General features: G+C 64.0%; 26 protein-coding genes. 1 reads left to right on the top strand and 25 read right to left on the bottom strand.

Features of this window, described 5'->3' with window-relative positions; genetic code table 11:
- Positions 1 to 5 precede the first annotated feature (5 nt).
- The 24 genes from tatA to ACIPHM_RS19365 all read right to left on the bottom strand — a co-directional run bounded on the left by tatA (position 6) and on the right by ACIPHM_RS19365 (position 17499).
- Entirely contained in the window at positions 6 to 254 is a 249-nt protein-coding gene (gene tatA, locus ACIPHM_RS19480; RefSeq protein ID WP_400331707.1) for a Sec-independent protein translocase subunit TatA, read from the bottom strand.
- Between the two features lie 292 nt (positions 255 to 546).
- Positions 547 to 921, bottom strand: a complete 375-nt coding sequence (locus ACIPHM_RS19475) for a histidine triad nucleotide-binding protein (protein WP_400331704.1) — start codon at positions 919 to 921, stop codon at positions 547 to 549.
- A 52-nt stretch (positions 922 to 973) separates the two neighbouring features.
- Entirely contained in the window at positions 974 to 1291 is a 318-nt protein-coding gene (locus ACIPHM_RS19470) for a DUF4870 family protein (RefSeq protein ID WP_400332033.1), read from the bottom strand.
- Positions 1292 to 1475: 184 nt separating this feature from the next.
- A complete protein-coding gene (locus ACIPHM_RS19465) occupies positions 1476 to 1832 on the bottom strand; it encodes a phosphoribosyl-ATP diphosphatase (RefSeq protein ID WP_400331701.1) in 357 nt (118 codons plus the stop codon).
- Between the two features lie 5 nt (positions 1833 to 1837).
- Positions 1838 to 2236 (bottom strand): phosphoribosyl-AMP cyclohydrolase, encoded by a 399-nt coding sequence (hisI, locus tag ACIPHM_RS19460; protein WP_400331698.1) that lies wholly within the window; start codon positions 2234 to 2236, stop codon positions 1838 to 1840.
- A gap of 17 nt (positions 2237 to 2253) precedes the next feature.
- Positions 2254 to 3027, bottom strand: coding sequence for an imidazole glycerol phosphate synthase subunit HisF (gene hisF, locus ACIPHM_RS19455; protein ID WP_400331695.1), 774 nt, complete (start codon positions 3025 to 3027; stop codon positions 2254 to 2256).
- Between the two features lie 37 nt (positions 3028 to 3064).
- Complete coding sequence (gene hisA / locus ACIPHM_RS19450) at positions 3065 to 3814, bottom strand: 1-(5-phosphoribosyl)-5-[(5-phosphoribosylamino)methylideneamino]imidazole-4-carboxamide isomerase (RefSeq protein WP_400331692.1); 750 nt, start codon at positions 3812 to 3814, stop codon at positions 3065 to 3067.
- Between the two features lie 191 nt (positions 3815 to 4005).
- Positions 4006 to 4647, bottom strand: coding sequence for an imidazole glycerol phosphate synthase subunit HisH (gene hisH / locus ACIPHM_RS19445; protein ID WP_400331689.1), 642 nt, complete (start codon positions 4645 to 4647; stop codon positions 4006 to 4008).
- Entirely contained in the window at positions 4644 to 5270 is a 627-nt protein-coding gene (locus tag ACIPHM_RS19440) for a MarC family protein (RefSeq protein ID WP_400331686.1), read from the bottom strand. Before ACIPHM_RS19440 ends, hisH begins: the two co-directional genes overlap by 4 nt.
- A 126-nt stretch (positions 5271 to 5396) precedes the next feature.
- Positions 5397 to 5984: an imidazoleglycerol-phosphate dehydratase HisB gene (gene hisB / locus ACIPHM_RS19435; protein ID WP_039393608.1), complete on the bottom strand. Its 588-nt coding sequence runs from the start codon at positions 5982 to 5984 to the stop codon at positions 5397 to 5399.
- A gap of 27 nt (positions 5985 to 6011) precedes the next feature.
- A complete protein-coding gene (hisC, locus tag ACIPHM_RS19430; RefSeq protein WP_400331683.1) occupies positions 6012 to 7076 on the bottom strand; it encodes a histidinol-phosphate transaminase in 1065 nt (354 codons plus the stop codon).
- A 29-nt stretch (positions 7077 to 7105) separates the two neighbouring features.
- Complete coding sequence (locus ACIPHM_RS19425; protein ID WP_400331680.1) at positions 7106 to 7672, bottom strand: hypothetical protein; 567 nt, start codon at positions 7670 to 7672, stop codon at positions 7106 to 7108.
- Between the two features lies 1 nt (position 7673).
- Complete coding sequence (gene hisD, locus ACIPHM_RS19420; protein WP_400331677.1) at positions 7674 to 8996, bottom strand: histidinol dehydrogenase; 1323 nt, start codon at positions 8994 to 8996, stop codon at positions 7674 to 7676.
- Positions 8993 to 9646, bottom strand: coding sequence for an ATP phosphoribosyltransferase (gene hisG, locus ACIPHM_RS19415; protein ID WP_095178579.1), 654 nt, complete (start codon positions 9644 to 9646; stop codon positions 8993 to 8995). Before hisG ends, hisD begins: the two co-directional genes overlap by 4 nt.
- A gap of 32 nt (positions 9647 to 9678) precedes the next feature.
- Positions 9679 to 11019: a UDP-N-acetylglucosamine 1-carboxyvinyltransferase gene (gene murA / locus ACIPHM_RS19410; RefSeq protein WP_400331674.1), complete on the bottom strand. Its 1341-nt coding sequence runs from the start codon at positions 11017 to 11019 to the stop codon at positions 9679 to 9681.
- The gene (locus ACIPHM_RS19405) at positions 11016 to 11255 is read right to left on the bottom strand and encodes a BolA family protein (protein WP_044457291.1); all 240 of its coding nucleotides are present in this window, start codon (positions 11253 to 11255) and stop codon (positions 11016 to 11018) included. The genes murA and ACIPHM_RS19405 overlap by 4 nt, the downstream gene beginning before the upstream one ends.
- Positions 11256 to 11273: 18 nt before the next feature.
- Positions 11274 to 12041 carry an ABC transporter permease gene (locus ACIPHM_RS19400; protein ID WP_400331671.1) on the bottom strand — a complete coding sequence of 256 codons (768 nt, stop codon included), beginning with the start codon at positions 12039 to 12041 and terminating at the stop codon, positions 11274 to 11276.
- On the bottom strand, positions 12038 to 12964 hold the full coding sequence (locus ACIPHM_RS19395) for an ABC transporter ATP-binding protein (RefSeq protein WP_400331669.1): 927 nt from the start codon (positions 12962 to 12964) through the stop codon (positions 12038 to 12040). Before ACIPHM_RS19395 ends, ACIPHM_RS19400 begins: the two co-directional genes overlap by 4 nt.
- Before the next feature lie 306 nt (positions 12965 to 13270).
- Positions 13271 to 13528 carry a lipid asymmetry maintenance protein MlaB gene (locus ACIPHM_RS19390; protein WP_400331667.1) on the bottom strand — a complete coding sequence of 86 codons (258 nt, stop codon included), beginning with the start codon at positions 13526 to 13528 and terminating at the stop codon, positions 13271 to 13273.
- Positions 13529 to 13532: 4 nt separating this feature from the next.
- The gene (locus ACIPHM_RS19385) at positions 13533 to 14153 is read right to left on the bottom strand and encodes a phospholipid-binding protein MlaC (protein ID WP_400331665.1); all 621 of its coding nucleotides are present in this window, start codon (positions 14151 to 14153) and stop codon (positions 13533 to 13535) included.
- 241 nt (positions 14154 to 14394) lie between these two features.
- The gene (locus ACIPHM_RS19380) at positions 14395 to 15303 is read right to left on the bottom strand and encodes a VacJ family lipoprotein (RefSeq protein ID WP_400331663.1); all 909 of its coding nucleotides are present in this window, start codon (positions 15301 to 15303) and stop codon (positions 14395 to 14397) included.
- 5 nt (positions 15304 to 15308) lie between these two features.
- Positions 15309 to 15863, bottom strand: coding sequence for an outer membrane lipid asymmetry maintenance protein MlaD (gene mlaD, locus ACIPHM_RS19375; RefSeq protein WP_400331660.1), 555 nt, complete (start codon positions 15861 to 15863; stop codon positions 15309 to 15311).
- A 53-nt stretch (positions 15864 to 15916) separates the two neighbouring features.
- The gene (gene mlaE / locus ACIPHM_RS19370; protein ID WP_400331657.1) at positions 15917 to 16684 is read right to left on the bottom strand and encodes a lipid asymmetry maintenance ABC transporter permease subunit MlaE; all 768 of its coding nucleotides are present in this window, start codon (positions 16682 to 16684) and stop codon (positions 15917 to 15919) included.
- Positions 16681 to 17499, bottom strand: coding sequence for an ABC transporter ATP-binding protein (locus tag ACIPHM_RS19365; protein WP_400331654.1), 819 nt, complete (start codon positions 17497 to 17499; stop codon positions 16681 to 16683). Before ACIPHM_RS19365 ends, mlaE begins: the two co-directional genes overlap by 4 nt.
- A gap of 262 nt (positions 17500 to 17761) precedes the next feature.
- Here ACIPHM_RS19365 and ACIPHM_RS19360 point away from each other — a divergent pair, with 262 nt between their 5' ends.
- Complete coding sequence (locus tag ACIPHM_RS19360) at positions 17762 to 18343, top strand: GNAT family N-acetyltransferase (protein WP_400331651.1); 582 nt, start codon at positions 17762 to 17764, stop codon at positions 18341 to 18343.
- Between the two features lie 65 nt (positions 18344 to 18408).
- Here the strand turns inward: ACIPHM_RS19360 and ACIPHM_RS19355 are convergent, their stop codons facing one another.
- On the bottom strand, positions 18409 to 19620 hold the full coding sequence (locus ACIPHM_RS19355) for a thiamine phosphate synthase (RefSeq protein ID WP_400331648.1): 1212 nt from the start codon (positions 19618 to 19620) through the stop codon (positions 18409 to 18411).
- Positions 19621 to 19624 lie beyond the last annotated feature (4 nt).

Below are 19624 nucleotides of genomic sequence, written 5' to 3'. Positions count from 1 at the left end.
CCGGCTTAGCCTTGCTTGTTATTGCTCGCGTCCTTGGCCTGCACGTCGATGGTGGTCGAATCGCGCAGTTCCTTGGCAGCAGCAGCCGGATCTTCCTTGGCACCGGGGGCGCCTTCACCCTCCTTCATGCCGTCCTTGAAGCCCTTGACCGCGCCCCCCAGATCGCTGCCGATGTTACGCAGCTTCTTGGTGCCGAAAACCATCATCACGATCACCAGCACGATCAGCCAGTGCCAAATACTCAACGAACCCATGACCACTCTCCTTGCGTTTGCTACCTCTGCCGCCTCGCGGCGAGGATTTGTCCAGCCCGTCTGCCCAGGGCTCCCTGAGCGCCGGACCAGTACGATATGTTTGCCCCGGTGTGCGCAGCAATGTGCCCCATTGTGGCACATTGCACGTCACGTCCAGCATCGTAACCGGCCATCGCGCCGGGTAGAAATAAATGTTTCGTGAAACCTTTCCCGATGCGGGAGTATTGCACGTTCATTCGGTATAACGCGGCAACATGGCGCGATATGCCGTCGACTGCCGCTATTCCTGCATTTACATGCGCTTCCACGGCCGCGGTCCGGCCAGAATGTGCATGTGAAGATGATAAACCTCCTGGCCGCCGCCCGGTCCCGTGTTCGTCACGACCCGGAAGCCATTGCCCTCAATATTCGACGCATCGCCGTCGAAACGATAGCCCTGCTCGGCCGCGAGCTTCGGCGCGAGCAGCATCATCTTGCCCAGCAGCGCCTGATCTTCCGACTGGCAGTCCTGCAACGTGGCGATGTGCTTGCGCGGCACCATGAGCAAGTGCAGATCCGCGGCCGGATTGATGTCCTTGAACACCACGACATCGTCGTCGGCGTAGACCTGCGCACTCGGAATCTGTCCGGCGACGATTTTGCAGAAGATACAGTTTTCGTGCGTCATGCGTGTGTCTTCCTCTCGAACTCTTGTTGATCGAAGCGCCGCCTGAACGGATTCAGGCGCGCCCGGCGTACATAGGCTTGTGGTCGTTCAGATAGAGCCAGCCCTTGACGATTCGGTACAGCGTCCAGATGCCGAGCACCCAGAGAATCGCGAAGCCGATCACCACCACCGCAAGCGCCACACCCACCACGGCCCAGAGCACCGACCACCAGAAGGTGCGGATCTGCCACGTGAAATGCGAGGCATAGAGCGTGCCGACGGTTTCGTCGCGCTTGATGTAATTGATGATGATCGCCACGATGGCGGTCACACCGCCCGTGAGCCAGAACAGCGCATAGAGTGCGTAGAGCACGTGCGTGAGCTTGCGCATCGCACGCTCGCGCTCTTCGCTGGGCACATTCGGGGTGTGGGGCGTGTTGACGATATACGGATTGTCCGTGCTGCCGGACGAACCGGAAGCACCGGGGGTCTGCGGATCGTTCATGAAGTGTCTCCTCGTGAGAGCCAGCGTGCGGTATATCAGCCGTGTCGGACCAATGGAGAAACCGGCGAGATCAGTCGGCGTGTTCGCCGCGCGTGCCGCGTTGCGCCTTCTCGGCAAGCCCCGACAAGCCTTCGCGGCGCGCCAGTTCGGCGAGCACTTCGTTCGGGCTCAGGTCGTGATGCGCGAGCAGCACCATGCAGTGAAACCACAGATCGGCCGTCTCGTTGACCAGCTTCTGACGCAGGTCGTCGGCCCCGCCGATGCGGATGTCCTTGGCCGCGAGCACCACTTCGGTGGCCTCTTCGCCGATCTTCTTGCAGATGGCGTCGTCGCCCTTGTGGAACAGGCGGGCGACATAAGACTTGTCGGGATCGCCCCCCTTGCGCGAGGCGATCACTTCGGCAACACGCTCAAGCGTATCGTTCATGGCGCTCACTTGTAGATCTTGTTCGGGTCTTTGAGCACCGGCTCGACGGTGGCCCACTGACCCTCGGCGGCATTGTCCTCGAACTTCTGGAAGAAGCACGAATGACGGCCGGTGTGGCAGGCGATGCCATCGTTCTGCGTTACCTTGAGCAGCACGACGTCTTCGTCGCAATCCAGACGAATCTCATGCACCTTCTGCACGTGCCCCGATTCCTCGCCCTTGTGCCACAGGCGCTTGCGCGAGCGCGAGTAGTAGACGGCTTCGCCGAGCTCCACCGTACGCGCGAGCGCCTCGCGGTTCATCCAGGCGAACATCAGCACGTCGTTGCTGCCGACTTCTTGCGCAATCACGGGCACGAGGCCCTGCGCGTCCCAACTTACCTTGTCCAGCCAGTCTTGCGTCATGATGCGTCGATTCCCGTTCAGAGGCGTACCGAAATGCCCTTATTGGCCATGAAGCGCTTCGCTTCACCGACCGTGTGCTCGCCATAGTGGAAGATGCTCGCGGCGAGCACGGCATCCGCATGGCCTTCGGTCACGCCATTGGCCAGATCGGCCAGCGATCCCACCCCGCCCGAGGCGATCACGGGGATGCTCACGGCGTCCGACACCGCGCGCGTGAGCGCCAGATCGAAGCCGCTCTTGGTGCCGTCGCGATCCATGCTCGTGAGCAGGATTTCGCCCGCACCGAGCGCCTCGATCTGCCTGGCCCAGGCCACAGCTTCGAGGCCGGTGCCCTTGCGCCCGCCGTGCGTGAACACTTCCCAGCGTGGCGCTTCGCCGTCGGCCGAGACACGCTTGGCGTCGATAGCCACGACGATGCACTGCGAACCGTACTTGGCTGCCGCATCCGCGACCAGTTGCGGATTGGCCACGGCCGACGAATTCATGCTGACCTTGTCGGCACCGGCATTGAGCAGACGTCGCACGTCGGCCACTTCGCGCACGCCACCGCCCACGGTCAGGGGGATGAAGACCTGCGCGGCCACCGCCTCGATGATCGGCAGGATGAGGTCGCGCCCGTCGGAGGTCGCCGTGATGTCGAGGAACGTCAGTTCGTCGGCGCCCTGCTCGTCATAGCGGCGGGCGATCTCGACGGGGTCGCCCGCGTCGCGAAGTTCGACAAAATTGACGCCCTTGACCACGCGGCCGGCCGTCACGTCCAGACACGGGATGATGCGTTTAGCGAGAGCCATGATGTTGGCACGCGAGACGGCCGCAGCCGTGCCTCGCTTATGCCGCTCCTTCGGAAAGCTCGTCGGCACGCGTTTGCGCCGTCGAGAAATTCAAGTCGCCCGAGTAGATCGCACGGCCGCAGATGACGCCTTCGACGCCCTCGCCCTCGACCTTGCACAGCGCATCGATATCGTCCAGATTCGACAGGCCGCCGCTGGCGATCACCGGCACAGTCACCGCCTGCGCGAGGCGCACCGTCGCATCAATGTTGATGCCCTGGAGCATGCCGTCGCGGCCGATATCGGTGTAGATGATCGATTCGACGCCGTAATCCTCGAACTTGCGCGCCAGGTCCACGACTTCGTGGCCGGTGAGCTTGCTCCAGCCGTCGGTGGCGACCTTGCCGTCCTTGGCATCGAGGCCCACGATGATGTGCCCGCCGAAAGCGCTGCACGCGTCGCGCAGGAAACCGGGGTTTTTCACCGCCGCCGTGCCGATGATGACGTACGACAGGCCATCGTCGAGGTAACGCTCGATGGTGCCGAGGTCACGAATACCGCCGCCCAGTTGCACGGGGATATCGGCCCCCACTTCCTGAATGATGGCGCGGATGGCCGCTTCGTTGCGCGGCTTGCCAGCAAATGCGCCGTTCAAATCCACCAGATGCAGGCGGCGCGCGCCTTGCTCGACCCAATGTCGGGCCATGGCGGCGGGGTCCTCCGAGAATACGGTGGCTTGATCCATGTCGCCTTGTTTAAGGCGAACACATTGACCGTCTTTAAGGTCGATGGCCGGAATGAGCAGCATAGGCAATCGTGAAACGTCGCTAGTGGAGAGTAAAAGGGATTCGCGAGTTACGCGGACAACACAAAACCGATCCCGGCCTCGCCGGACAGCGGCACGTCGGAATCGGCTTCTTCAACATGACACAGTATAAGCCGTGAACGAGGGCACGCTCTGGGGGACGCCTGAACGCACGCCCGCAGCACGAGCCGTCATCAGGGCTTCCACTGGGCAAAATTGCGGTAAAGGGCCAGGCCGGCCTGGGCGCTCTTTTCGGGGTGAAACTGAGTGGCGAAGATATTATCTTGGGCCACAGCACAGGTAAAGGGCACGCCGTAGACCGTCTCACCGGCCGTCAATTCGGGCTTGGCGGGCACAACGTAGTAGCTGTGCACGAAGTAAAAATAGCTGTCGTCGGGCACGCCGGCCCAGATCGGGTGACCGGCCTGCGTCTGACGCACACGGTTCCAGCCCATCTGCGGCACTTTGAAGCGCGAGCCGTCGTCCTGCACCTGGCCTTCGAGATCGAAGCGCACCACGCGGCCCGGCAGCAGGCCAAGTGCGGGCGTGTTGCCCTCGTCGGACATGTCGAACAACATCTGCTCGCCCACGCACACGCCGAACATCGGCTTGGTGGCGGCCGCCTCGACGACCGCTTCACGCAGACCCGACTCGTTCAGGCAGCCCATGCAGTCGCGCATCGCGCCCTGACCGGGCAGCACCACGCGGTCGGCAGCGCGAATCTCGGCGGCGTCGCTGCTGATGCTCACGTCGGCCTCCGGGGCGGCGGCACGCAGCGCCTGATAGACCGAGCGCAGGTTGCCCATTCCGTAGTCGACAATCGCAATCTTATTCATCTCAAACCCGGCAGCAGTATTTTCAAACCATCGATAATGAATTCCACGGCCAGCGCCGAGAGAATCAACCCCATCAGACGGGTACCGATATTGATACCCGTGCGCCCAAGCCAGCCCTCAATGCGACTGGCGCTGCGCAACGCCACCCAGCACACCGCCCCGACACCCACGCCGATCGCCATGAGCGCCAGAATCTGCGCCCAGCCGTGCGCGCGGCCCGAGTAGATGATCACGGTACTGATCGTGCCCGGCCCCGTGAGCAGCGGAATCGCGAGCGGTACCACGGCGATGTTCGGCCGCTCTTCCGCTTCGTGACGCTCTTCCGCCGTCGCCCGCGTGTTGCCGGTCTGCGCGTTGATCATGTTCACTGCCATGAGCAGCATGATCACCCCGCCGCCGACTTCGAGCGACGCAATCGAGATGCCGAAGAAGCGAATGATGGCCTCGCCGAACAGTCCCGAGCCTGCGACCACCAAGGCAACGGCAATCGCCGCAATGTCGATCGTATGGCGCTTCTCTTCGCGCGTCTGCGTGGACGTCAGACTGATGAACAGCGGAATCGCCCCGAGCGGATTGATCAGGGCCAGCAGCGAGATGAAAAACTTGAAGGCGTCGAGCGTCATAAGGGGCACACGGCGCCGGCGGCCGGCCGGTCGATGAATCTTCGCGGGGAGTCGCCGGACACATCGTCCGGCGGGCTATCCGGCAGGCGCTGCCGGTCAGTCTGACACCTCACATGCGTGATGACGTTAGAGACTTCCCTTCGTAGACGGCACGACACCCGCCGCACGCGGATCGATCTCGACCGCCATGCGCAGCGCACGGCCGAACGCCTTGAACACCGTTTCGCACTGGTGATGGGCGTTGATGCCGCGCAGGTTGTCGATGTGCAGCGTGACGCCCGCGTGGTTCACGAAGCCGCGGAAAAATTCGATGAGCAGGTCCACGTCGAAATTGCCCACGCGAGCGCGCGTGAACGGCACGTGGAATTCGAGACCGGGACGGCCCGAGAAGTCGATCACCACGCGCGAGAGCGCTTCGTCGAGCGGCACATAGCTATGGCCGTAGCGCACGATGCCCTTCTTGTCGCCGATGGCCTTGGCGACCGCCATCCCCAGCGTGATCCCGACATCTTCCACCGTGTGGTGATCGTCGATGTAGGTGTCGCCTTTGGCTTCGACATCCATGTCGATGAGGCCGTGACGCGCGATCTGGTCGAGCATGTGATCCAGAAACGGCACGCCGGTATCGAGCGTCTTCCGGCCGGTGCCGTCCAGGTCGATCTTGACGCGTATTTGCGTTTCGCTGGTATCGCGAACGACTTCCGCAATGCGCATGATGGTGAGTTCTCGTCGTATAGCTTATTAGAGCGATGCCGCCAGGGCCTGAGCCATGGCCGCATTCTCCGTGGGGGTGCCGACCGTCAATCTGAGGCAATTGGCCAGCAATACGTGCATTTTACCCACGTTTTTGATCAACACCTTGTGCGCGAGCAGGCCGGCGTGGGTTTTGTCGGCATCCGGCACCCGCACGAGCAGGAAATTCGCATCGCTCGGGAACACCGTCACCCCGGGCAGCGCCGCCACGGCAGCGGCCAGCCGCGTGCGCTCGGCACGCAATTCGGCCGCCTGCGCGTCGAGCACGTCGAGGTGATCGAGCATGAATTCGGCGCAAGCCTGCGTCAACACGTTCACGTTGTACGGCGGACGCACTTTATCGAGCTGATCCAGCCACTCGGCGCGGCCCGCTACATAGCCGAGACGGATACCCGCCAGCCCGAGCTTCGAGACGGTGCGCATCACCAGCAGGTTGGGAAACTCGGGCAGACGCGGCATCCACGTCTTGCCCGCGAACGGCTGGTAGGCCTCGTCGATCACCACCAGCCCGTTGCCGGCCGCGCGCACAAGGGTTTCGATGTCGGCGTCGGCAAACAGATTGCCCGTCGGGTTGTTCGGATACGCCAGATAAACCACCGCACCCGGATGCGCCGCAATGGCGTCGAGCATCGCCGGCATATCGAGCGAAAAATCGGCGCGCAGCGGCACGCCCACGAACTCGATGCCCGCGAAACGCGACGACATCTCGTACATGACGAAGCCCGGCACCGGCGCAATGACCGCCGCGCCCGGGCGGGCCGTGGCCATGGCGATCATGCTGATGATTTCGTCCGAGCCGTTGCCCAGCAGCAACTTCGCCCCGGCCGGCACGCCCATCGCCCGCGAGAGCTTCTCAAGCAACGCCTGCGGACGCGGCGCCGGGTAGCGATTGAGCGCCACGTCGGCCAGACGCTGCCCCAGTGCGGCGCGCAGTGCGTCCGGCAGACCGTACGGGTTCTCCATCGCGTCGAGCTTGAGGAAGCCGCTGGCGTCAGGCACGGGATAGGTGCTCATGGCGAGCACATCGGGGCGAATCACTTGGTCGACGGACATGGCGAGCGAGGGCGATGGAGTGAGGGGAATCAATTGAACGCGAAGGTCAGCAGGCCGGCGTCGGTCCCGTCGATCTTGACGGTACAGCGGCGGCCGGTTTCCACGCTGCCGAGCGCGTCGGTAATGCGCTGCACGCGCACGCCAGTCTGCCACGACAGCGCCTGCGCCACGGCGGGACTCACCCGCGCGGGCGCCTCTTCGGCTTCGCAGCGCATGGCAACGAGCCGGTTGCCGACACGTCCGAACACGCCGTGCGCAACTTCGTCGTCGGTGCCGCGCAGCGCGGTCTTGCCGTCCAGACGCAGCACATAAACGTCGTTATCGAACGCCTGACGCCGCACGCACACCGTCATCTTCGAGACGGAGGCGCCTTCGAACCTCGCGTGCTGGCAGTAACTGCTGGCAGCGTGAGCGGCAGTGCTGGCCGTCAGCCCGAGGCCGAGCAAAGCAACGAACCGAACGACAGCACGCGGCGCAGCCCGCGTGAAGCGGGCTGGCAGCAGGCACAACGAGAGGAATGCGATGGCGCGGGTCCGACGCCGGGCAGTGGCCGGCGTCGTTTGACGATACGCGGGCCGCAGGGCGTCGTCGCGCATGTCAGGACTCGTGATGCAGACGGTATTCGGCGCTGCGCGCGTGCGCTTGCAGGCCTTCGCCGTAAGCCAGTTCGGCGGCAATTTCGCCGAGCATGCGGGCACCGCCCTCGCTCACTTCGATGAGACTGGAGCGTTTGATGAAGTCATACACACCGAGCGGCGACGAGAAACGCGCGGTGCGCGATGTCGGCAGCACGTGGTTCGGACCGGCACAGTAATCGCCCAGGCTCTCGCTCGTGAACTTGCCGAGAAAGATCGCACCCGCATGGCGGATCTTGTCGCCCCACTGCTGCGGTGTCTCAGCCGAGATTTCGAGGTGCTCGGGCGCGATCACGTTGGCGATCTCGCACGCTTGCTCCATGTCACGCACGTGGATCAGCGCGCCACGGCCTTGCAGCGACGCGGCAATCACTTCGCGCCGCGGCAGGTCGTCGATCTGACGCTCCAGCGAGGCGTGCACGCGCGCGATGTATTCGGCGTCCGGGCACAGCAGGATCGATTGCGCGAGCTCGTCGTGCTCGGCCTGCGAGAACAGGTCCATCGCGACCCAGTCGGGGTCGGTCGACCCGTCACAGATGACGAGAATTTCCGACGGCCCGGCGATCATGTCGATGCCGACCGTACCGAACACGCGACGCTTGGCCGCCGCCACGAAGGCGTTACCCGGGCCGACGATCTTGTCGACGCCGGGCACCGTCTCGGTGCCGTAAGCCAGCGCGCCGACCGCCTGCGCGCCACCGATGGTGAACACGCGGTCCACACCGGCGATATGCGCGGCGGCGAGCACCAGCGGGTTCTGCACGCCATCCGGCGTGGGCACCACCATGATGATTTCCTTGACGCCGGCCACGCGGGCCGGAATCGCGTTCATCAGCACAGACGAGGGATACGCCGCCTTGCCGCCGGGCACGTAAATGCCCACGCGATCGAGCGGCGTGACCTTCTGGCCCAGCACCGTGCCGTCGGCCTCGGTGTACTGCCAGCTATGGCTGCCGCATTCGATGCGTTGCTTCTCGTGATAGGCGCGCACGCGAGCCGCCGCCGCTTCGAGGGCGGCGCGACGCTTCGGCTCAAGGCTTTCCAGCGCAGCGGCGAGCACGTCCGCGGACAGCTCCAGCGCGGCCATATCCGGCGCGCTCAGGCGGTCGAACTTGTTGGTGTATTCGATGACGGCCGCGTCGCCGCGGGTCTTCACATCGGCGAGAATTTCGGCGGCCGCACGGTCGATGGCGGCGTCTTCGCTCGCCTCGAACGCGAGGACATCGCGCAACTGCGTCGCGAAGCCTTCAGCGGACGAATCGAGTTTGCGAATATCGAGTTTCATGCTGTTTGCCGGGAGGCCTGCTCGAAGGCATCCAGAATAGGCTGCAACGACTCACGTTTCAACTTGAGCGCAGCCTGGTTGATCACGAGGCGGGACGAGATATCCATGATCTCTTCCACTTCCACCAGATTGTTGGCCCGCAGCGTGCCGCCGGTGCTCACCAGATCGACAATCGCGTCGGCCAGGCCCACGAGCGGGCCCAGTTCCATCGACCCGTACAGCTTGATCAGGTCGACGTGCACGCCCTTGGCCGCGAAGTGCTCACGCGCCGTCTGCACATACTTGGTTGCCACGCGCAGACGTGCGCCTTGACGTACCGCGTTCGCGTAATCGAAGCCCTTCGGTACAGCCACAGACATGCGGCAACGCGCAATGTTCAAATCGATCGGCTGATACAAACCGCCGCCGCCGTGCTCGATGAGCACATCCTTGCCGGCCACGCCGAAGTCGGCGGCACCGTATTGCACATAGGTCGGCACGTCCGTCGCACGCACGATGATCACGCGCAGGTTCGGATCGGTCGTCGGCAGGATCAGCTTGCGCGAGGTCTCGGGGTCTTCCGTCACTTCGATACCGGCGGCGGCCAGCAACGGCAACGTCTCCGTAAAGATACGCCCTTTCGAGAGCGCCAGCGTAAGCGGTTGGGCCAGCGGCTGGGCCGGTTTGGCCGGCTTGGCGGTACTCATGCAATCTCTCCCTGGCGTGCTTCGACACGCCGGATTCGCGCGCCCACGGCGCACAACTTGGCCTCGATACGATGATAGCCGCGATCGAGGTGATGAATACGGTCGACGAGTGTGCGGCCATCGGCCGTCAACCCCGCAACAATCAGGCTGGCGGACGCGCGCAAATCCGTGGCCATCACGTGCGCACCGGACAGGCGGTCCACGCCCGAAATCCGCGCCGTGTTGCCTTCGATGCCGATATTCGCGCCCAGACGCATCAATTCCTGCACGTGCATGAAGCGGTTCTCGAAGATCGTCTCGACGACCTGCGACGCCCCTTCTGCGATGCAGTTCAACGCCATGAACTGCGCCTGCATGTCCGTCGGGAACGCCGGGTATTCCGATGTCCGGAAGCTCACCGCCCGCGCGCGCCGGTCCATCTGCACACGCAACCAATCCGCACCGCCGCTCACATTCGCGCCGGTTTCGCGCAGCTTCTCGATCACCGCATCGAGCGTGCCCGGCGCCACACGATGCAGCGTAATGTCGCCGCGCGTCGCCACGGCCGCGCACAGGAACGTGCCCGCTTCAATGCGATCCGGCACGACATCGTGCGTTGCACCATGCAAGCGCGATACGCCAGTCACGACCAGACGGTCGGTGCCGATGCCCTCGATCTTCGCGCCCATCTTCACGAGCAGATTGGCTAGATCGGTGACTTCCGGCTCGCGTGCGGCGTTGGCCAGCACGGTCACACCGTCGGCCAACGTTGCCGCCATGAGCAGGTTCTCCGTGCCCGTGACGGTGATCATGTCGGTCACGAGCGTCTCGCCGCGCAGGCGCGACGCACGCGCCACGATGTCGCCGTGCGTCAGCGTGATCTCGGCACCCATCTTCTGCAGACCCTTGATGTGCTGATCGACGGGACGCGCCCCGATGGCGCATCCGCCCGGCAGCGACACGCGCGCCTCGCCGCAACGGGCGAGCAACGGGCCGAGCACGAGAATCGACGCGCGCATGGTCTTGACCAGTTCGTAAGGCGCGGCTGGTTCGGTAATCTGCGAGGCATCCAGCGTCACGGACTCGCCGTGGCGCTCGACCTTCACGCCCATGCGGGCGAGCAGCGTCAGCATAGTGCGCACGTCATGCAGATCCGGGACGTTACCCAGCACCAGCGGCTCGGCCGTCAACAGGCTCGCACACAGAATGGGCAGCGCCGCATTCTTGGCGCCCGAGACGGCAATCTCTCCTGCCAGCCGCTCGCCGCCTTCGATTTCCAGGTGGTCCGCGGCCACACGCCCGCCGGCGGCAGCCTCACCATTGCCGGCTGCGCCAGCGCCTTCTTGCGTCATCCTCATTGCGCCTGATACTCCGCCGGCGTGAGCGTCTTCATCGAGAGCGCGTGAATTTCGGCCTTCATGCGATCGCCCAGCGCGCCGTACACGAGTTGATGGCGAGCGATGAGACGCTTGCCTTCGAACTGTGCGCTCACGATGGTCGCGAAGAAGTGCTGGCCGTCACCTTCGACGGCCACGTGCTCGCAAGCCAGACCGGCTTCGATGTACTGTTTGATTTGTTCGGGGGTAGGCAGCATTGCTGATCCTGGAGAAGTTCAGTGACGCAGTTTGTAGCCGCGGCGCAGCAGATTTAGCGCGACGGCAGCGAGTATCACGAAGGTCACGCCAACGACGGCGAGGCTCGTCTGCGGCGCGACGTCGGACACGCCGAAGAAGCCGTAGCGGAACCCGTCGATCATGTAGAAGAACGGGTTGAAGTGCGAGACGGCCTGCCACAGCGGCGGCAACGATTGAATCGAGTAAAACACGCCCGCGAGGAAGGTCGCCGGCATGATCAGGAAGTTCTGGAACGCCGCGAGCTGGTCGAATTTCTCGGCCCAGATGCCCGCGATCAGCCCCAAGGTACCGAGAATCGCCGCCCCGAAGAACGCGAAACCGATGATCCACAGCGGGGCAGCAAACGTCAGATGCGTGAACGCCACCGTCACCGCGAAGACACCCAACCCGACGCACAGGCCGCGCACGACCGCCGCGAGCACGTACGCTCCGTACATCTCCCAATGCGAGAGCGGCGGCAGCAGCACGAACACGAGGTTGCCGGTAATCTTCGACTGAATCAGCGACGAGGAACTGTTCGCGAACGCGTTTTGCAACACGCTCATCATCACCAGCCCCGGCACGAGGAAGGACGTGTAATTGATCTGGTCATAGACCTTCACGCGGTCTTCCAGCACGTGACCGAAGATCATCAGATACAGCAGCGCGGTGAGCACCGGCGCGGCCACGGTCTGGAAACTCACCTTCCAGAAGCGCAGCACTTCCTTGTAGAACAGCGTGCGAAATCCAACGAACCCGCCGATCATGCTGCCACCTCCTGCGCGCGCGAACCCGACATGATCTGCACGAATACGTCCTCGAGATCGGCCTTCTGAATGTCGATGTCTTCGACGATGCCACCTGCCGCACGGCAGGTGGCGAGAATCGATTCGACTTCGTCGCAGCCCGCCAGACGCAGCGCGAACTGATGGCCGTTGGCGTCCTGGCCGTCGACCAGCAACGGCCGCAGTTCGGCCGGCAACGTGCCCTGCTTGAAGCGCAGCACGAGACGCGTGCCCGCAAAACGCTGCAGCAGCGACGCGGTACGCTCCAGCGCCACGACTTCGCCGCGCTTGAGCATGGCGATGCGGTCGCACAGCGCTTCCGCTTCTTCAAGATAGTGCGTGGTCAGCACAATGGTGTGACCTTCGCGGTTCAGGCGCGAGATGAATTTCCAGAGCGTCTGACGCAGTTCGACGTCGACCCCGGCGGTCGGCTCGTCGAGCACGATCACAGGCGGACGATGCACGAGCGCCTGCGCTACGAGCACGCGTCGCTTCATGCCGCCCGAGAGCTGACGCATGTTCGCGTCCGCCTTGTCGGTCAGATCGAGGTTGGCCATCACTTCGTCGATCCAGTCGTCGTTGCGCGTCAGCCCGAAATAGCCGGACTGGATACGCAGCGTTTCGCGCACGGAGAAGAAGGGATCGAAGACGAGTTCCTGCGGCACCACGCCGAGCTTGCGGCGGGCATTGCGGTAGTCGCGCACCACGTCGTGGCCGAGCACGCTGATGTTGCCCGAATCCGCACGCGCGAGGCCCGCGAGGATACTGATCAGCGTGGTCTTGCCGGCGCCGTTGGGGCCGAGCAGACCGAAGAATTCACCTTCTTCGATCGAGAAGCTGACGCCTTTGAGCGCCTGCAACGCCTGATAGCGTTTTTTGACGTTACGGATTTCGATGGCGGCCATGGACTGCACGCACCCGTCTTGGCGGGTACGCCATTATTGTTTTCCGGATCGCCGCAACAGCCATGATCGCAGCGTCGAAGCCCGGAAGGGGGTAACTGCCCAAAAGGCGGCAGAAAACCGCTGATTATAAAGGAAGCCGGTGGCGGCCGTGCTCACACGGGCCGAGCAGCCCCCGACGAGGCGCCCTACAAGGCCCTACCCATCCCGTTACGCAAGGCGCCCGGTCGGAACCCGGTGCATCGCCCATAAAAAAAGCGCCGCTGGGAGACGGCGCTTTTTCGGGAGGCGGCAGTCCGGCCAGACAAATCAGCTAGAGAGCAGATGGTCGACACCGTACACCAGCGCGAGGCTGGCCAGCCCCGCGGGCAAGTTAGTGAACGCCAACGTCGCACCACGGCGGCTCGCGTGACGGCGCAGGGCCAGCAGCACGGCGAGCGCCGACGAGTCGAAATGCGTGAGCCCGGCGCAATCGATCTGGGTTTCCCCCGCGTCGATGCGATCGATGGCCTGCGCGAGGACCTCGCCGGCGGTGTCGTGAGTCAGGTCGGTCTGCAACGCGAGCATGTGCTTACTTGCCGCCCGAGAGTTGCCGGTTGCGCTGCGTCAGGAACTGAATCAGACCGTCGATACCCGACTGATTGATCTGTTCGTTGAACTGCGACTTATACGTCTGAATCAGCCACGCACCGAGCACGTTCAGGTCGTACAGCTTCCATTCGCCGCTGGCCGTCTTGTACAGGCGGTAGTCGAGTTCGATCGGCTGACCGTTGTTGATGACGTCGGTATAGACCACGGCATCGGTGTCGCCCGGCTGGCCGCGGAACGGCTTGTAGTTGACCTGCTGATCACGGATCTGAGCGATCGCGCCGGCGTACGTGCGCAGCAGCAATGCCTTGAACTGCGTGGTCAGCTGTTCGCGCTGCTGCGGCGTCGCTTCGCGCCACGCCCGGCCGGTCGCCAACTGCGTGGTACGCGAGAAGTCTGCGTGCGGCAGGATCTTCTGCTCGACCAGTTTGGTGATGCTGTTGAGATCACCCTTCTGAATGTTCGGGTCGCTCTTGGCGGCAGCCATCACCTCGCTCACGGTCTGCTTGACCAGCGCTTCCGGCGACTGAGCCTGTGCCATTGCCGAACCGGCGGCGGTATACGTCATGAATGCCATGACGGGAATGAGCCAGAACTTCTTCATTGTGGACTTCCTCTTTCGAGTGACGAATATTGCGGGTTTGGATACCCGCGTCGCGTCTGGAGTTCTCGGATTGACGGCAGCGTCGTGTAACAAACTGTTGCCCCGCGCATCGCGTCGATACTGTCAGGATAGCGGTGCTACCGGTGGGCCATCTCCCGAAGGTGCCCTAACCGGCGGGGCGTGCTGTCATCTTTTGCCGATTGACGCCGAACGGTTCACGAACGGCGCCTATCGTATCGAATCAACGACGGAAAGGCAGACCGCCCGGCACCATCCGGCCCGGCACGGGTGAGCCTTGTGGCGCGTCCGGCTCAGCTTGTGCGCCCGACGCCGGGGCCGGTGCACTCGCGCCCGACGCAGGCGCCGCCGGCTTGGCGGGCATCGGCTGAGCGCCTGCACCACCCGCGGCAGCGGGGGCACTGGCGGCGCCCTCTTCCTCATCGTAGTTCGGCAGCGAGGCGTCGCTCGATGCACCACCATTGACGAGGTACTTGCGACGCGCCAGATAAGCGTCGCGCGTGAACGAGTACGGATCGAGCGCCGCGGCTTCGAGCAGGTTCGAGGCGTCGAGCAGATTGGCGCGCGTGTTCACCAGACGCACGCCATAGAGCGAGTAGCTCACCCAGTCCGGTTTGATGTACGAAGTCGGATCGATGAACATGTTGCCCGCCATGCCGACGGTGTCGCGCACCGTGCTCGGGCCGAGCAGCGGCAGCACGAGGTACGGGCCGTCAGGCAGGCCCCACTTGCCGAGCGTCACGCCGAAGTCCTGGCTGTGCTTGGGCAAGCCGGCGGGCGTGGCGAAGTCGATCAGACCGCCGACACCGAACACCGTGTTGATCGTCAGACGCATCAGATCCTGAACGGCGGCCGTGACCTGCAACTGGAGCAGGTTGTTGGCGAAGTTGTACACGTCGCCCACGTTCGAGAAGAAGTTCGTGACCATGTCGCGCGCCGGTTCCGGCACGGTGAAGCGGTAGCCCTTGGCCACCGGCACGAGCACCGCCTTGTCGAGCGTGTCGTTGAACGTATACATCGAACGGTTGAAACCTTCGATGGGGTCAGCGGGGTTGGGGTTCGTAACAGTCGCGCAACCGGCCAGCGCCAACGCGCCAGCGGCCAGCACTGCCGAAGTACGGAAGCTGGTCATTTCTCTTATTTTCCTTGGGTTACCGTTGCTGCCCCTGGCGCCGGTGCCGCAGCGGGGGCTGCTGCTGCCGGTGCTGCCGATGCGCCGCCCGCCTGGGCGCCACCAGCGTCTGCCGCCTTGTTGTACAGGAACTGGCCGATCAGGTTTTCGAGCACGATGGCCGACTGCGTGAGCGTGATCGTATCACCGCCCTTGAGCATCTGATCGTCACCGCCGGGTTCGAGCCCGATGTATTGCTCGCCGAGCAGACCCGACGTCAGAATCTTCGCCGACGAATCCTTCGGAAACTGATACTGCGAATCGATGTTGAGCGTGACGTCGGCCAGATAGCGCTTGTCGTCGAACTGGATCGACGCCACGCGACCGACCACCACGCCGGCGCTCTTGACCGCCGCGCGCGGCTTGAGGCCGCCGATGTTATCGAAGCGCACCGTCACCGGATAAGTCGTCGAGAACGACAGCGAGCTCATGTTGCCCGCCTTGAGCGCGAGGAACAGCAGCGCTGCGAAGCCGAGTACCACGAACAGGCCGACCCAGAAGTCGAGGGGGTGTTTTTTCATTGTGTCAGTGTGCGCAAACTGTCTGTCTATGTCTTGGCAGGCAAGCCGGCCCGTTAGCTGAACATCAGAGCCGTGAGCAGGAAGTCGAGGCCGAGCACGGCCAGCGACGCCTGCACCACCGTACGCGTCGTTGCACGCGACACGCCTTCCGGCGTCGGCTGTGCTTCGAAGCCCTGATACAGCGCGATAAATGTGACGGCAATGCCGAACACGATACTCTTGACGACGCCGTTCGCAACGTCCGACCAAACGTCCACGCCGCCTTGCATCTGCGACCAGAACGCGCCGGTATCCACGCCGATCAACTGCACGCCGACGAGATAACCGCCGAAGATGCCGACCGCAGAGAAGATCGCCGCGAGAATCGGCATGGCGATCACGCCCGCCCAGAAACGCGGTGCCACAACGCGCGCAATCGGGTCGATCGCCATCATTTCCATGGCGGTCAACTGCTCACCCGCCTTCATCAGACCGATCTCCGCAGTGAGCGACGTCCCCGCACGTCCCGCAAACAGCAACGCGGTGACCACCGGCCCCAACTCACGCACCAGCGAGAGCGCCACGAGCAGGCCGAGCGCTTGCTCCGAGCCGTACTTGTTGAGCGTGTAATACCCTTGCAGGCCGAGCACGAAGCCGACGAACAGGCCCGAGACAGCGATGATGACGAACGAATAGTTACCGACGAAATGAATCTGATCGGTCACCAGACGCGGCCGGCGCAGCAACGCGCGGCTCGACGTCAGCATGCGCAGGAACATTCGCGCGCCGTAACCCAGGCGCTCGACGTGGCCGCGAACAAAACTGCCAATGGCGGTAATCATGCACGCGCTCCGATACCGAAATCTTCCGCGAGCGGCGGCGCGGGATACTGAAACTTGACGGGGCCGTCCGGCTGGGCGTCGATGAACTGACGCACCGTCGGGTCGTTCGAGGCACGCAGCGCGTCGGGCGAGCCTTCGGCAGCGATGCGGCCTTCGCTGATGAAATAGATGTAGTCGGCGATGGTGAACGTCTCGGCAACATCATGCGACACGATGATCGACGTGGCCCCCAGCGCATCGTTGAGCTTGCGAATCAGGTTCGCGGTAATGCCCATCGAGATCGGGTCCAGACCGGTAAACGGCTCGTCGTACATGACGAGGTCCGGGTCAAGTGCAATCGTACGCGCAAGCGCCACACGGCGCGCCATCCCGCCCGAGATCTCAGCCGGCTTCATGTCGCGCGCGCCACGCAGGCCCACGGCATTGAGCTTCATCAGCACGAGGTCGCGAATGAGGTCTTCATCGAGACGGGTATGTTCGCGCAGCGGAAACGCCACGTTGTCGAACACGGTCATGTCGGTGAACAACGCGCCAAACTGGAACAGCATGCCCATGCGGCGACGCAACCGGTACCAGCCATCGCGATCGAGCGACGAAACATCGGTCCCGTCAAAGTCGACCTCGCCGCGACTGGCGTGCACCAGACCGCCGATCAAACGCAGGACGGTCGTCTTTCCGCAGCCCGACCCTCCCATGACCGCAATGACCTTTCCGCGGGGAAACCGCATATTCAACCCGGAAAGCACCAGACGTTCGCCGTAACCAAAGCTAACGTCGCGCAATTCGAGCAGATTTTCCGGATTCGGGGTAGGCACGTTTCGGGTCTTATAGTGCGGCGCAAAACGCCAATTATAGGGGGGTTTGCCAATCGATGCCGTTCAAGCCCGGCTGGCGAAAGCGACGACCGGCGTTGCCCCGCGGGATTTTACAGGGGCAACGTGCATTCGTATCGACACGTTCCGGGAGACGCCACAGCGTAAAAACGTAACCGCACCAATGACTTACCTGGCCCCGCCGGATGCCGGTGTTGCGTCGTTGCTACAATACGACGTTTTGCGCGATAAATCATTGATCGGAATGTCTTCCGCCCCCCCAAAGCCTTTCCGCCCCCTTCAGCCGCGCGCGACGAGCGCACACACGTTTCAGATTCGTCCGATGCAGATCGGCGACCTTCCCCATGTCATGAGAGTGCAGGCGCTGGCCTATGGCGATGTCATGCTCGAATCGGAAGCCACGCTGGCCTCGCGTCTGGCGCTGTCGCCGGGCACTTGCTGGGTAGCGGTAGATAGGGAGGGTGTGAGCCCTAACGAACTTCGCGTGGCGGGTTATCTGTTCACGCATCCCTGGCATCTGGCCGCACCACCCCCGCTGGACACCGTGCTCGACGCCCTGCCCGACGCGCCCGACTGCTGGTACGTGCACGACATGGCACTCGCACCTCGTACACGCGGCGCAGGGGTCGCCAGCCAACTTTACGCCGCTGCGCTGACAGCGGCACAGTCGCTCGGCTTGCAGGCCTCGGCGCTTGTCGCAGTGCAGCAATCCCAGGGATTCTGGGCGCGTTTCGGCTATGGGCCGGCGCCGGAGGTCTCGCCGCTGATTGCCGCCAAACTGGCCGGATACGGCGACGGCGCCGTGTTCATGACGCGCGCACTGTAATCACCGCCGTTCCGCCCTACTGCATCGGGTCAGCGCATCACATCGGCGCGTCACGTGTCGACGCATCAAGCCCGCCGCGCAAACTCCTGCTCCATCCCCCGAACTGCGGCTGCCACATCGGTGGCTTGCGTCACGGCGCGCACGACTGCCGCGCATCTCACGCCGGTATCGAGCACCTGAGACAGATTGGCCGCATCGATGCCGCCAATCGACACCAGCGGGTAATGCGGCGCGATGAGCTTCACGTAGCGCGCGAGCTTCGCCAGCCCTTGCGGCGCGGTGGCGATCACTTTGGTCGTCGTCGGGAACACCGCCCCCACGGCCAGATAGCTCGGCCGGAAGTGATGCGCCGCGAGAATCTCGTAATAGCCGTGCGTGCTGATGCCCAGCCGCATGCCGCTCGCGTGCAGCGTCGCGACCTCATCGGCCGAGAGCGCCGCCATGTCTTCCTGCCCGAGATGTACGCCGTACGCACCGGCGTGCGCCGCTTCGCGCCAGTGGTCGTTGATGAACCATGCGCTGTCGTTCCTGTGCTGGGCAACGCGTCGGCCGGCGGCCACGGTCCGCTCGATCTCCGAGCGCAAGCCCGGGTGCGCCGGATCCTTGATACGCAACTGCACGGTGCCAACGCGGAGGTCTGCCATGCGCTCGCACCAGTCGGCGTCGGGCAGCACCGGATACAGACCCAGTCGCGACGGACACCCCGGAAAGCCCCCCGGCGACGGCACCTGACCGAGCACTACGGGAAACGTCTCCAGCACGGTCGGCCAAGCGCCCAGCGTGTCGGCGTCTTCCGCGCGGGCATGGCTGCCGTCGGTGCGCCAGGCGCGGGCGAGCACGAGCGCGTCGTGCGGCGCGAATCCGCAATCCAGAAACGCGGCGAATGCCGGGAAGAAAGCGGGATCGTCGACGCCCGCCACGCGATAGGTCGCATCGCTCGTGTACAGCGTGTCTTCCACGCGGCCCTGCACAAGCGCATGGGAACAGAGCACAGCGGCACCGCCCGCGCGCCATGCATCGATCTGCACGCTCGACGCCGTACCCGGTGCGCCGTGCGGCGACAGCGGCCACCAGACGATATCGCCTTTACCTGCGCTCGCGGGTGTCTGAGCATGCAGACGCCATTGCGGCGATGTCGCGCCCGATGAATCAGACGGCCACGGCGCGAGACGCGCGCGAATCCCGGCGGCGGCCTGCTGCCACGCCATCGCGAGGGGTGCGTCGGCGGGCAGGCATTGCACGTGCGAGAGCCCGGCGGCGCCAGTGTGCGTCGTCATGAAA

This window comes from Pandoraea sp. NPDC087047 (genome assembly GCF_044745225.1).
Lineage (GTDB): Bacteria > Pseudomonadota > Gammaproteobacteria > Burkholderiales > Burkholderiaceae > Pandoraea.
Note: the sequence above shows the minus strand (reverse complement) of the source record. Positions and strands in the feature narration are given on the sequence as shown.

Excerpts from the sequence above, each read along its gene's own strand:
- tatA (WP_400331707.1), bottom strand. The coding sequence starts at position 254 with ATGGGTTCGTTGAGTATTTGGCACTGGCTGATCGTGCTGGTGATCGTG.
- ACIPHM_RS19475 (WP_400331704.1), bottom strand. The coding sequence starts at position 921 with ATGACGCACGAAAACTGTATCTTCTGCAAAATCGTCGCCGGACAGATT.
- ACIPHM_RS19470 (WP_400332033.1), bottom strand. The coding sequence starts at position 1,291 with ATGCGCAAGCTCACGCACGTGCTCTACGCACTCTATGCGCTGTTCTGG.
- ACIPHM_RS19465 (WP_400331701.1), bottom strand. The coding sequence starts at position 1,832 with ATGAACGATACGCTTGAGCGTGTTGCCGAAGTGATCGCCTCGCGCAAG.
- hisI (WP_400331698.1), bottom strand. The coding sequence starts at position 2,236 with ATGACGCAAGACTGGCTGGACAAGGTAAGTTGGGACGCGCAGGGCCTC.
- hisF (WP_400331695.1), bottom strand. The coding sequence starts at position 3,027 with ATGGCTCTCGCTAAACGCATCATCCCGTGTCTGGACGTGACGGCCGGC.
- hisA (WP_400331692.1), bottom strand. The coding sequence starts at position 3,814 with ATGCTGCTCATTCCGGCCATCGACCTTAAAGACGGTCAATGTGTTCGC.
- hisH (WP_400331689.1), bottom strand. The coding sequence starts at position 4,647 with ATGAATAAGATTGCGATTGTCGACTACGGAATGGGCAACCTGCGCTCG.
- ACIPHM_RS19440 (WP_400331686.1), bottom strand. The coding sequence starts at position 5,270 with ATGACGCTCGACGCCTTCAAGTTTTTCATCTCGCTGCTGGCCCTGATC.
- hisB (WP_039393608.1), bottom strand. The coding sequence starts at position 5,984 with ATGCGCATTGCGGAAGTCGTTCGCGATACCAGCGAAACGCAAATACGC.
- hisC (WP_400331683.1), bottom strand. The coding sequence starts at position 7,076 with ATGTCCGTCGACCAAGTGATTCGCCCCGATGTGCTCGCCATGAGCACC.
- ACIPHM_RS19425 (WP_400331680.1), bottom strand. The coding sequence starts at position 7,672 with ATGCGCGACGACGCCCTGCGGCCCGCGTATCGTCAAACGACGCCGGCC.
- hisD (WP_400331677.1), bottom strand. The coding sequence starts at position 8,996 with ATGAAACTCGATATTCGCAAACTCGATTCGTCCGCTGAAGGCTTCGCG.
- murA (WP_400331674.1), bottom strand. The coding sequence starts at position 11,019 with ATGAGGATGACGCAAGAAGGCGCTGGCGCAGCCGGCAATGGTGAGGCT.
- ACIPHM_RS19405 (WP_044457291.1), bottom strand. The coding sequence starts at position 11,255 with ATGCTGCCTACCCCCGAACAAATCAAACAGTACATCGAAGCCGGTCTG.
- ACIPHM_RS19400 (WP_400331671.1), bottom strand. The coding sequence starts at position 12,041 with ATGATCGGCGGGTTCGTTGGATTTCGCACGCTGTTCTACAAGGAAGTG.
- ACIPHM_RS19395 (WP_400331669.1), bottom strand. The coding sequence starts at position 12,964 with ATGGCCGCCATCGAAATCCGTAACGTCAAAAAACGCTATCAGGCGTTG.
- ACIPHM_RS19390 (WP_400331667.1), bottom strand. The coding sequence starts at position 13,528 with ATGCTCGCGTTGCAGACCGACCTGACTCACGACACCGCCGGCGAGGTC.
- ACIPHM_RS19385 (WP_400331665.1), bottom strand. The coding sequence starts at position 14,153 with ATGAAGAAGTTCTGGCTCATTCCCGTCATGGCATTCATGACGTATACC.
- ACIPHM_RS19380 (WP_400331663.1), bottom strand. The coding sequence starts at position 15,303 with ATGACCAGCTTCCGTACTTCGGCAGTGCTGGCCGCTGGCGCGTTGGCG.
- mlaD (WP_400331660.1), bottom strand. The coding sequence starts at position 15,863 with ATGAAAAAACACCCCCTCGACTTCTGGGTCGGCCTGTTCGTGGTACTC.
- mlaE (WP_400331657.1), bottom strand. The coding sequence starts at position 16,684 with ATGATTACCGCCATTGGCAGTTTTGTTCGCGGCCACGTCGAGCGCCTG.
- ACIPHM_RS19360 (WP_400331651.1), top strand. The coding sequence starts at position 17,762 with ATGTCTTCCGCCCCCCCAAAGCCTTTCCGCCCCCTTCAGCCGCGCGCG.
- ACIPHM_RS19355 (WP_400331648.1), bottom strand. The coding sequence starts at position 19,620 with ATGACGACGCACACTGGCGCCGCCGGGCTCTCGCACGTGCAATGCCTG.